The 12,854-nt window shown below is 35.9% G+C and carries 5 protein-coding genes; 2 read left to right on the forward strand and 3 right to left on the reverse strand.

Annotated elements, in window-relative coordinates:
* Positions 1-74: 74 nt before the first annotated feature.
* On the reverse strand, positions 75-1,952 hold the full coding sequence (locus tag AMQ68_RS21870) for a T9SS type A sorting domain-containing protein (protein WP_054512692.1): 1,878 nt from the start codon (positions 1,950-1,952) through the stop codon (positions 75-77).
* A gap of 71 nt (positions 1,953-2,023) precedes the next feature.
* Positions 2,024-6,910, reverse strand: a complete 4,887-nt coding sequence (locus AMQ68_RS21875) for a PKD domain-containing protein (protein WP_054512693.1) — start codon at positions 6,908-6,910, stop codon at positions 2,024-2,026.
* 359 nt (positions 6,911-7,269) lie between these two features.
* Between AMQ68_RS21875 and AMQ68_RS21880 the strand changes: the two genes are divergently transcribed.
* The gene (locus AMQ68_RS21880; RefSeq protein ID WP_054512694.1) at positions 7,270-9,378 is read left to right on the forward strand and encodes a prolyl oligopeptidase family protein; all 2,109 of its coding nucleotides are present in this window, start codon (positions 7,270-7,272) and stop codon (positions 9,376-9,378) included.
* A gap of 68 nt (positions 9,379-9,446) precedes the next feature.
* Here AMQ68_RS21880 and AMQ68_RS21885 read toward each other — a convergent pair whose 3' ends face one another.
* A complete protein-coding gene (locus tag AMQ68_RS21885; RefSeq protein WP_054512695.1) occupies positions 9,447-10,250 on the reverse strand; it encodes a T9SS type A sorting domain-containing protein in 804 nt (267 codons plus the stop codon).
* Positions 10,251-10,472: 222 nt separating this feature from the next.
* On the opposite strand from AMQ68_RS21885, the gene scpA reads away from it, so the two are divergent.
* Positions 10,473-12,593: a methylmalonyl-CoA mutase gene (gene scpA / locus AMQ68_RS21890; protein ID WP_054512696.1), complete on the forward strand. Its 2,121-nt coding sequence runs from the start codon at positions 10,473-10,475 to the stop codon at positions 12,591-12,593.
* The last annotated feature ends 261 nt before the right edge of the window (positions 12,594-12,854 follow it).

Below are 12,854 nucleotides of genomic sequence, written 5' to 3' on the forward strand. Positions count from 1 at the left end.
TATTGCGTCTCATAAAAAAAGCAGTGTTCTCTTTACGAAACACTGCTTTTTAATTCTTAATTAGAATTTGTATTTTACTTTTTAATAAATTTCTCCGTCACGGTAGAAGATTTAGTTTTAAGTTTGATATAGTAGATTCCTGTTTGAAGGGATGATACTCCCAATTGTTCTTGTGTAGTACTAAAGCTTCCTTGTTTTACCAATTGTCCTGTAGATCCGTAAAGCTCATAAGACACTAAAGGTTCTTTACTTTTTATATTGAGAATATCCTGTACAGGATTTGGATATATTTGTATTCCCGCCTGAGCGGCCGTTTCTTCTACAGAAAGTGCGTTACATGTTGATTTGGAGTACTTTGTAAAGAAATTTTGAGATTTGCCTCCCGCTACGTTGACTGCCATTGTATTGACATTGTCATTCGGATCAGTAAATAATTGCTGATGAAAAAAGCCTCCTAATATATAGTTCCCATCTTTATCTACCGTAATTGCTGTAAACTCATCTACCATTCCATAATTACTAAGGATATTTCCCAATCCCAGTATGGAGCCTGTATCCTTGTTAAAACGAACTAATATTGGGTCTGCGCGGTCTCCGCTAGGACGTGTCATGGTATAACTACCCCAAGTACTTCCCCAGCTTCCATGGGCAAATGCTATTTCATTTCCATTAAGAGCAATTGTTCCTTTCATAAAACGGTAGCCTTCATTAGTCAAATTGGGAATTCCGTCAGGAATTTTAGCCCATTGCACCACGCCATCAGAGTTAAGCTTCATAACAAAAGGTTTTTGCCCTCCATAGGCAGGTATAGGGAACGTGTAATTTCCAAAAGTTGCAGCATCTGTTGTTGAAACATAGCGTCCAGAAATATAAAGACTAGAAGAATTGGGCTCTTTTATGATAGAATGAATTTCGACATCTGGAAAATTTGGTAAGTTATTATCAAGTTCTTTTCTCCATACTTCTGCGCCGGTACTACCGTTAAATGCCAACATATAAGCAGGCTTAGTAAAAGAAATACCATTATAAGAAAAATCTGCCAAAACACCAGAATAGTCTCCTGCCATTCTTTTACCTGCCAGATAATATCGGTTTAAGCTTTCATCATATACTAAATTAACTTTTCCATCTTCTGCTCCAACCCTTAAATCTCCAGTAATAGGAAGTAATAAAGGGGCAGCGGGGATCATATCCCCAGTGTTATAATCGTAGTTAAATTTAACCAAATAATATTGAAACGATGACGTATATGTAGAAGGTACGGTAATTAATCCTCCTAAATGAGTACCTGCCCTAAAGCCTAAAATTGTATGAATATTTTTTGAAGAATCCATATACATCATTTGAGAATCGACAATACGGGTTGTTATGCTGACGTCTCCCTGTAAGGATTTACTCCATGCAAGTTTTCCGTCAGCGGTATTGTATTTCAATAAATAGGCTGATTTATATCCTGGGTCAGGAGTCGTCTGATTAGTGTATGTATATAGAGGTATTGTATGAGTGTCATCAAAATGCATAGGGACAGCATTCGGATCATTACTATCAGAACCATTATAAATGGTAGCCATTATATAAAGCCCTCCATTATTATCTACCTCAAGATTCCAAGCGTTTTCACCATCTCCAGAACCCCCTATGGTTCTCGACCATCTTACGTTTCCTTGACAGTCGGTAGAAAAAAGCAAAAGATCACGAAGGCCATAATTATTTACTGCTACAGCATCTAAGTTCTGATTTTGTGCCCATACAGTTGCTAGATAATAAGTATTATTGTTGCTATCAACTACAATATCCCGTATAGATTCATCATTTAAATAATTAAATCCTGGATCGACAGAGCCTGTTTGGCCACCAGCTTGTTTAGCCCATTGCCATTGGTAATTTTGGCTAAAAGATAATACGGGTATTATCAAAAATAATGTCCACAGTTTGTTTTTAAATTGTATCATAAAATTTTATTTAATTATTACATACTATAAAAAAACAATGTTCTCCGAAGAGAACATTGCATTATATATGATTAGTTTTTAATCAATTTGCCTTGTAGTGATGTATCTCCTGTTTGTACAATGACAATGTAAACACTCTGCAGCCAACTGGAAACTTCTACGTCTACCTCTCCAGAGGACGCTTTAAGCTCCTTACGGAATTTGATATTGCCTCTGGCATCAAAAATCGTAATTTGTTTTGCCTGCAGTTTTTCACTGCCTGTATTATAAGAAATTCTCACTTTTTCCTTTGCGGGATTTGGTGCTATTTTCAGAGAAGAAAGCGAAGCTGTACTCTCTGACTTAGAAATTGCCAATTTGTTTTCAAAATTTGGAACCTCCACTTTTACAACAATCTTGCAATCTTGAGTCTGAAACAATATTTCATCAGCTCCTCCAGGGAAACTATTGTTCGGATAGAATGCCAATGGATTAGCAGACATATCATAGGTACCTCCTGCAGGAATTGTAATGATAGATGGAATATAACTTCCATACCCGTTAAGACTGGAAACCGTAAGAGTTATTGGTGAAGTTGCTCCATTATAAATGCTTCCATAGACATTATAATGATCTTTATCCCATTTCATAGGATCAATTTTTGCTTCCAATTTACACTGTGTCTCTATTCCACATTCTTTACCTGGGAAGAAATTCATCGTTCCAGCAGTATATTGACATCCAAAATGCTCAATGTATAATTGATAAGATCCCGGCGTATTGATAAATAGCGGATTAATCAAACTGTTATTTCCGCTTTGGATATTGTTTCCAAATAACTGCCAATCATGATGATTGAATATTCCTTTTGGACCTAAGATACTGCGACCTTCTCTTGTGCATTCATCATAGCAACCTGTAGGGAATACCCATATTAAGCTTTCAATACTTAATGGTACTTGTACCTGAGAAGATGAAGTACAACCGCTTGGTGCAGTATAAATAACCTGATAAGCGCCTCCCTCATTAACGGTAATGGATTGTCCACTCATACCATTACTCCAGTTATAGTCTCCATTAGAAGGTCCAGATGCTGTTAATTTGATAGCGTAAGGCTGACAACTTTCTTTAGTGTACGTTATGCTTGGCGCTGCCGGTGGATTACTAACGGTAACGGTAAAGTTTTTTGAACCAATACATCCAGATGTTCCGGGAGTTCTTACTTCAAGAGTATATACATATGTTCCTGTAGATAATGATCCTGTGTTAAGAACGATAGGATAAGGTGATGAAGCCCATGGTAACGATACTAATGCTCCATTCTTTTTCCATTGATATTGCAATGTGTTATCCGTTACAATACCGCTAAGTACTACTGATTGTCCCGTACAGATGTTAGCTTTTGCCGATATATTAACATACGGAACTGTTTTCAATGTTACTATTGCTGGATTTTGACTCATAACATATGACTTACAACCAAGTGAAGATACTAATACGGGCCAATAGCTTCCTGATTGCGTTGGAGTAAAGCTTATAGAATTGGGAGCTCCTACAACCGGTTGAGAACCATTCATCCAGATATAGCCTGTAGGAGATGTAAATGATGTATTATTATATATAATATTGGGATTATTTCCTACACATTCAGTAGAATTGAGAGGTGAAAGGAATCCAGTGAAATTAGCTACATTCACATTGATACTTATAGGAAGAGATGTGTATGTGCACCCATTAGGTGTAGTAACTTCTAATTGTATTGATTTGAATCCTCCTGTATTGTAGGTGATCTGAGCATTTGCTCCTGGAGCCACATAAGAAGTTCCATCAAAATACCAAGTATATTTATTGAGAGGGCTATAGCCTATTGGGCTGAATGTAACTACATCGCCAACACATATCCAAGCGGGAATTAAAAAGTCTAAATTTGGTATTGGAGCTAATGTAATAGTCTGTGTCGTGGTACATACTGGTTTACCTGGGGCGGATATTGTCATGGTAAAGGTGTAAGTGCCTGGTGCCAGATTATTGTACGTAGCCGTTTGTCCATTCTGAGTAGGCTGACCACCTCCACTGAATGAGTAGGAAATAGAACTTCCGTTAATGTTAAATATTGTAGATGTATTGTGCAATGTGACATTATATCCATTACCATTACAAACCTGGCTAACATTAAACTTTGGTTCATAATTTTTCTGTACTTCTATTCCTTGGCTATACCAACATGTACCATATCTAAGCCTCACAAAAACAATATGTGCCCCTGCAAGAGTGGTCTGGAACGTAGCATTAGTTGCTCCCTGTGGCGAAACTAAATTTAGGACACTGTTAGAAACCCATTGGATCTCGTCCGGTGTTCCAGAATAGGTTAGGTTACTTGCTGTAATGGTGTTACAGTCTGTCCATTTTGGAATAAAACTAATCTGAGGATTAGCATTACAGTTGCTAAGAGGGCAATCTTGGGTTACTTTTATATCTTGTGAGTAAACCGTACATCCATTAACGTCTTTTGCTTTTACTTTATATGTACCAAAGATACCTGCTCCTGGTAGTATTGTAAAAGAATTAGTTATGGCTCCTGAAATGGGTATATCATTATGAGACCATTGCCAAGAAACGATATTTGTAAGTCCTGTAGAGCTATTGGCCATAAGGGTATACGGAGAAAAGGTTGAAGGGTCGCATACTATAATATTATATACGGGTGAAACAGTAATGATTGTTTCAGGGTATACAATAAAATTGGCTACAGCTTTAGGTCTGTAGTTACATCCGTTAGTGCCTACAAATTCTACAGTAACTTGCTGAGAAATGTTAGCTCCAGAGTTATTTTGAATATATCCCGAATTTGGAAAAGTATAATTTCCTAATGCATTGAACGTTGCTGGGTAAGTCGTTCCATTAGCAAAAGTAAAGATCACACTTGTTGCAGAGGTAATTGTCCCCTGGTTGACAGAAAATGAAAGATCTGAACCTAAGCAAATATTTGCTGTATTGGCAAAGCTAACCGTAGGGAGTGTTAATAATGAGACCGGAATGCTAATCTCTTTTACTATTCCACATTTTGTAATTTTTAAAATTAAATTAGTATGGTCTGTACTAGAAATTTCATTGAAATTCACAACAATATTACCTGTACCTTGACCGTTTGCAAAACTTCCAAAATTAGGGCTTTCAAACCTCCACTCCATAACATCAGGAACAATACCATTTAAATTGGCACTGAACGATTGCGTACTACTTGGGCAGAAAGGCCCCGGATTAGGATTAATGGTAATACTATTGAGATCTATAGGATTTATAGTAAGTGTGTTGGGGGGAGAAAGACAACTTACTGTGCTTGAAGCTAATCTGGTGCGTACAGATACAGTATATGATGTAGCTCCAGAATTAAATATAACAGTTACCGAAGTTCCTGTATTGCTTCCTTGAATGGTTCCGTTGGTAACTTCCCAAACGGGTAACATGCCACTTTCAACAAAGCTAATTGTATAGGTATAGGGCTTCCCAGGACATACTTTGATGTCACCTAATATAGGTGCTGCTGGTCTTCTCGGAATTGATATTACTTTAATCAATCTAGTATTACTTTCACAGCCTCCTCCTTGTTTGGTTGCTATAACGGTGTAGGAACCTGCTGTTGGAAATGTGTAATTGAAAGGACCAGTGGTTGGAGGGGAAGTATATACTGAGCTTCCTGTGGATATTTTCCAAATAACAGGTACATTAGGTGTAGCAGTAAATGTCTGGCTTGTTCCCACGCAGATTTCTTCTGCTCCTCCACTTATGACTACAGGCTCTTCTACTACAATAGTTATTGATGCATCTCCTTTACATAATAGTAATGTATTATTATAATTTGATGTCAGAGTATAAGTTCCTGGTTGGCTTGCAGAAAAAAGCACTTCATTTCGTTGCTGATTATAATTCAATTGAGCTCCGGAAGGACCTGATACATTCCATTGGAAATTGGTAGTAGGCCACTGAGGAAGTGTATATTTATACTGCTTGTTAGCGCATACAACGGATTCCCCTTTAATTTTCGCGTGAGCTAAAATTACAGGAATTTTTATAGTAGTCCATTCAGGACAGCCACACTCGGATTTATACATTACATAACCGAATCCGTCAGTTGGATCTACGTGATCCCATTTCACTTCGATGGTATTTCCATTGTGGCCTACGATTGTACCCCCAATTACTTTCCATTCTCCGTTACATCCATCTTCCACGCTATACGTTTCAGTACTGCCTTCACATACTACAGAAGCACAGTTGATTTGTACAGGAGTAGCTCTGATTACCCTAAATTCTCTCTCCACAAAATTAGAACAACCGCACTTATTGGTAACAGTTAATCTTACCGTGTGTGGTCCTTCATCTGTGTAGGCATGAGAAGGTTCAAAAGCTGTAGAGGTTGTTCCATCTCCGAACTCCCAGAAATAATTTACAATATCCGTACCTCCATTTTGGTGAGAAAGATTGCTAAAATGGATTATTGTATTTTTACATACAGTATCATCCATATTCAATATTTCGAATTTAGCACTAGGACTGTTGATTTTTTCTATACATATTGTCTGAGTTTCGACGGTACCATTGGTATATGTTATTACTGCTTGTATAGAACCGCTTCCTGCAGTTGCATCCCAAGTAATTTCAGGTTGAGTATTTGCTCCTCCTATAACAAGGTTTCCGAGGGTTCCCCCTGAAACACTCCATTGTACGCTTGAAATGTTTGGGCCAGTAGCTGTATATTTCACTGTACTGCCTCCACAAACACGGACACACTGTGAAGTATCAATGGACTCTGAAGAATTTCCATCTTCTTTATCGCCTCGATACTCTTTGCATCCAACTTGGGAATCCCATGTGATATGTGTTAAAGATTGTGCTTGTAGTACCCAAGGGACTATAAGCCAAATGAGTAGGAGTAGTCTAAAGACATACTGCCTACCAAAATAGGTGTTGTTTTTCATAGTTATTAAAAAAGTGTATTAATTTTTTTCGAAAATAATAAAAATAACCAGACAAAATTCATTTTATAGTGAAATAATAAGAATTATTTATTGTTTATTTTATCTAAGTAATGTTTTGTGTTTGAAATCAATAAAAAATAAGAATGGCTTAATATTGTTAAATAATCAGTGAGGATTAATAGTATAGGCTCTGGTATTACTTTTTAGATTGGTTTTGTATTAAATATATAATTGTTGAATTAGATTCTATTTTCATAGGTAAGAATTATTATTTGGCACGTAGCTATAGATGAAAGATAGCTTGAGATATCTGTTTTTTTATTTAACCAGATTCCGTATTTTTGAGAAAATCGTTCAATATGAATTTTAAACCTATCTTATTAACAGCTGGAGTTTTGTTTTCAGCAACATTTTATTCTCAAAAAATGAATTATCCTAAAGCATTAAAAAGTAATCAGACAGATACTTATTTTGGAACTGCTGTAGCAGATCCTTTCAGAGATTTAGAAAATGATTCTGAAGCTACCAAAAAATGGGTTGATGAAGAGGTGAATTTTACTCAAAATTATCTTTCAAAAATCCCTTTTAGAGATCAGATTAAGAGCCAATTGAAGGAAATATGGAATTACGAAAAAATTTCTGCACCTTTCAAAGAAGGTGATTATACCTATTATTCAAAAAATGACGGTCTACAGGCGCAGTCAGTTTACTACAGAACAAATAATAAAACCAAGGCAACAGAAGTTTTTCTAGATCCGAATAAATTTTCAGAGAAAGGAACGACTTCTTTAGCTCAGTTATCATTTAATAAAAAAGGAACATTAGCCGGTTACTCTATTTCTGAAGGAGGAAGTGACTGGAACAAGATTATCATCATTGATGCCATTACAAAAAAGCAAATTGATGAGACTTTAGTTGATGTAAAATTCAGCGGAATTTCTTGGTTAGGCGATGAAGGGTTCTTTTATTCAAGCTATGATAAGCCAAAAGAAGGGACAGTGCTTTCCGGAATGACAGATAAGCATAAAGTATATTTCCATAAATTAGGAACAAAGCAGTCTGATGATAAATTGATCTTTGGAGGTGAAAAAACGCCAAGAAGATATTTGGGAGCCTATGTGACGGAAGATCAAAAATATTTGGTTATTTCGGCAGCAAATGCAACCAATGGAAACGAATTATACATAAAAGACCTTAAGAAAGGAGGTGATTTTGTTCAGATCAATAAAGGATTTGACATCAATGCTAATATCGTTGATACGGATGGAGATGATATCTTTATTTCTACCGACAAAGATGCACCCAACATGCGATTGGTAAAAACAACCATCAAAAATCCAACCCCTGAAACTTGGAAAAATGTAATTCCTGAAACAGAAAATGTACTTGGAGTTTCTTCTGCAGGTGGATATTTCTTCGCAACCTATATGATTGATGCTATTGATCAGGTAAAACAATATGATAAAACGGGTAAATTGGTTAGAGAAATTGCTCTTCCCGGAAAAGGAACAGTTAATGGATTTGGCGGAAAGAAAACAGAAAAAGAACTGTATTTCTCATTCGGAAATTATATTACGCCGGGTACAATTTATAAATTCAATGCAGATTCCGGAAAATCGGAAGTATACCAGAAGCCAAAAGTGAAATTTAATCCTGAAGATTATGTTTCAGAGCAAGTTTTCTATACTTCAAAAGACGGAACGAAAGTTCCAATGATGATCAATTATAAAAAAGGAACTAAACTTAACGGCAAAAATCCTACAATCCTTTATGCTTACGGAGGTTTCAATGTAAGTTTACAGCCAGGTTTCTCTGTTTCTAATGCGATCTGGATGGAAAATGGAGGAGTTTACGCCGTTCCAAATATCCGTGGAGGTGGAGAATATGGGAAAAAATGGCACGATGCAGGAACAAAACTTCAAAAGAAAAATGTTTTTGATGATTTCATTGCTGCAGGAGAATATTTACAAAATAAAGGCTATACTTCTAAAGAATATATGGCTATTTCCGGAGGTTCAAACGGAGGTTTATTAGTAGGAGCTACGATGACGATTCGTCCTGATTTGGCAAAAGTAGCATTTCCTGCGGTTGGTGTATTGGATATGTTGAGGTATAATAAATTTACTGCTGGCGCAGGTTGGTCTTATGACTACGGAACAGCAGAAGATAGTAAAGAGATGTTTGAATATCTAAAATCATATTCGCCTTTACACAATGTGAAAAAAGTTTGCTATCCATCAACAATGGTGACAACAAGTGATCACGATGATAGAGTAGTACCTGCCCATTCATTTAAATTTGGAGCAGAATTACAAGAAAAGCAAAGCTGTGATAATCCTGTTTTATTAAGAATTGAAAAAAATGCAGGTCACGGTGCAGGAAGGTCTACGGAACAGATCATTGGTGAAAGTGCAGATAAAATGTCTTTTGCTTTGTATGAAATGGGGATTAAGCAATTAGGAAAATAATTCTTTAAATCCTTTGAAAATATAAATCCGACTGAATATTCAGTCGGATTTTTTTATGAGGCTTACAATTAGTTTTTGGTAAACTTAGAACTTAGTTCTCCTACTTTGTAAATATAAATTCCCTTTGGAAGGTTTTCTACATCAATTGAAATTTTATTTTCAGATGTTGAAAAAGATTTGTCTACAACCAGCTTTCCCGTTGTGTCGTAAACCTGTATTTTATTGGCTCCGTTTCCGGGATTAACAATATTTAAGATTTTATTTGTTGGAATTGGAAATGCGGATAATTTAGTTCCTGCTTGAATTTCTTTTGTTGTTAATACAGATGTCGGTAGCGCATAAACGTCTGTTTGGGGGATAGGATTATAATTAATAGTAGTAATATAAGACTCATTGTGTACAACCAGCTTATTAACATTCAATACTGAATCATGGAAGATTTCAAATTTTTCTGCATAGCTTATAGAAGCAGGATTTGGATTGAAATCTTTAAGCAAAGTTCCGTCTTCATTAATTAAAAGAAGCTTTGTTTCATAACTATTACTATTGTTATTATAATTATAAACAGCAATTAGAAATTCGAATTTACTATCAGTATTAAAAATGTTTTTTGAGATAATATAATCTAGATTATCTGACGCAAAACTTAGTACGCTGTAGTTTGCCGGCATTGGTACGTTCACCGTTTTATAAAGAGTATAATTCGAATTATAAATTTTAAGCTTATTGTCTACCGTTTTAGAAACGTAATATGTTTCGGATGGAGTTGAATACGTCAAAGTCCGTTCCTCTGTAAAAGAATGTTCAAGAGTAAGCTGTCCAAAAGCAAAATTAGCAACAATTAGGGATGCAGAAAATAATAATTTTTTCATGTTTTTATTAATTAAAGTTTAAAATAATTTGAATTGACAAAAATAATAAAAATTTATAAGGAGATAATAATTGAAATATTGAATAACAGGCAAATGATAGTAGTTTGAACAAAATGTAATAGATCATAACTTTATTTTAAAGTTCACTTAATCATAAGATTATCAATAGTAATTTATTATTTCAAAAATGTGTAATTTTAGGCATCTAATAAATCTGAAAGTATGAGACGGGAAGTTCAAAACAAAACTCCTCAATTTAATATAACTGGAAAACAAACCGAAGTCTATCCATTCGAAAAAGATGGATTAGAATTAAAATCATCTTATACAAAAGACGATGTTAAAAATGAATCTTTAACACAGACTTCTCCGGGAATTGCACCTTATTTAAGAGGTCCATATTCTACGATGTATGTTCAGAAACCTTGGACGGTTCGTCAGTATGCAGGTTTTTCTACGGCAGAAGAGTCTAATGCATTTTACAGAAGAAACTTAGCGGCTGGTCAGAAAGGACTTTCGGTAGCTTTTGATTTGGCAACGCACAGAGGATATGATTCAGATCACGCAAGAGTGGTTGGTGATGTTGGGAAAGCAGGTGTTGCGATTGATTCTATAGAAGATATGAAAATCTTGTTTAATGAAATTCCATTAGATCAGATCTCGGTTTCTATGACGATGAACGGTGCGGTATTGCCTATTTTATCTTTTTACATTGTAGCAGCCGAAGAACAGGGTATAAAGCAGGAACTTCTTTCAGGAACTATTCAGAATGATATTTTGAAGGAATTCATGGTAAGAAATACTTACATTTATCCACCTGCACCTTCCATGAAAATTATCGCTGATATTTTTGAATATACGGCACAGAACATTCCAAAATTCAACTCAATTTCTATTTCAGGCTATCACATGCAGGAAGCGGGAGCAACTCCGGTTTTGGAGATGGCTTACACGTTAGCAGATGGATTGGAATATGTAAGAACAGGAATAAAAGCAGGAATGAAGGTAGATGACTTCGCGCCAAGATTATCATTTTTCTGGGCCATCGGGATGAATCACTTCATGGAAATTGCTAAAATGCGTGCGGCAAGATATATTTGGGCAGAACTATTGAAGCAATTTAATCCTCAAAATCCGAAATCGTTAGCATTAAGAACGCACTCACAGACTTCTGGTTGGTCTTTAACGGAGCAGGAACCTTTTAATAATATCACAAGAACGGCGATTGAAGCATTGTCTTCAGCGTTGGGTGGAACACAGTCTTTACACACGAATGCTTTGGATGAAGCGATTGCCCTTCCAACAGATTATTCTGCTAAAATTGCAAGAAATACACAAATCATTCTTCAACAGGAAAGCGGAATTTGCGATGTTGTAGATCCAATGGGTGGAAGTAATTTAGTGGAAAGCTTGACCCAACAGATGATCGAAGAAGCGATGAAATACATCGATGAGGTTGAAAAGGAAGGCGGAATGACAAAAGCTATCGAAGCAGGAATTCCAAAAATGAGAATTGAAGAAGCAGCAGCCAAAAAACAAGCTAAAATTGATAGTGGAGAAGAATTTATCATTGGGGTAAATTCATTCAGATCTTCATTAAAACAGACTCCAATAGAGATCTTAGATATCGATAATACGGAGGTTCGTAGAAAACAGATCGAAAGATTAGAGTCAATAAAAAAAGAAAGAAATAACGAAGCTGTTGAGCAGATTTTAAATGAAATCAGAGAATCAGCAAAAACAGGAAAAGGAAATTTGTTGGCATTGTGTATCGAAGCGGCTCGCAGAAGAGTGACGCTTGGCGAAATGAGCGATGCTATGGAAGAAAGCTTCGGCAGATATAAAGCAAATATTAGAACAATTTCTGGAGTATATGCTATGAATGCAGGGAAAAACGAATATTTCGGACAAGCCTTAGCTCTTACTCAAAAATTTGAAGAAGAAGAAGGGCGCCGTCCAAGAATTATGGTGGCTAAGATGGGTCAGGATGGTCATGACAGAGGCGCTAAAGTAGTGGCTACAGCATTTGCCGATATGGGATTTGATGTGGATGTTGCTCCGTTATTCCAGACTCCGGAAGAGGTGGCCAAACAAGCGGTGGAAAATGATATTCATATTTTAGGAGTATCTTCTCTGGCAGCTGGCCATAAGACATTGGTTCCGCAAGTGGTGGAAGAATTGAAAAAGTTAGGCGCTGATGACGTTACAATTGTTGTCGGGGGTGTAATTCCGCAACAGGATTACGAATTCTTGTACGCCAACGGCGCAGATTTTATCTTCGGTCCTGGAACTAATCTTCCAAAATGTGCAGTAGATATTTTGAAGAAGTTTTTAGGCGAATAAATAAATTTTATGATTATCCATAATTTGATATAATTGAAAAATAGGATTAAACTTTTTCTTTTTACCACAAAAGGAGCAAAAGATTAATATATTAGTATTTAAGTAATAAGCCGAAAATAAGACCATATTAGTTTTAAAAAATCTTTGATTTTTATTATTTTGATAGCTTTTGTTTTCTAACAATTAAAACAGTTTTAGCCATACAAATAGCTTTAGCCTCTTTTGTGGTTAAATTTTCAAGAGTGTTAACAGAGTAATTAT

The sequence above is a fragment of the Chryseobacterium sp. ERMR1:04 genome, assembly GCF_001297705.1.
GTDB lineage: Bacteria > Bacteroidota > Bacteroidia > Flavobacteriales > Weeksellaceae > Chryseobacterium.

Coding starts and splice junctions, on each gene's coding strand:
- AMQ68_RS21870 (WP_054512692.1), bottom strand. CDS start 1,952: ATGATACAATTTAAAAACAAACTGTGGACATTATTTTTGATAATACCC.
- AMQ68_RS21875 (WP_054512693.1), bottom strand. CDS start 6,910: ATGAAAAACAACACCTATTTTGGTAGGCAGTATGTCTTTAGACTACTC.
- AMQ68_RS21880 (WP_054512694.1), top strand. CDS start 7,270: ATGAATTTTAAACCTATCTTATTAACAGCTGGAGTTTTGTTTTCAGCA.
- AMQ68_RS21885 (WP_054512695.1), bottom strand. CDS start 10,250: ATGAAAAAATTATTATTTTCTGCATCCCTAATTGTTGCTAATTTTGCT.
- scpA (WP_054512696.1), top strand. CDS start 10,473: ATGAGACGGGAAGTTCAAAACAAAACTCCTCAATTTAATATAACTGGA.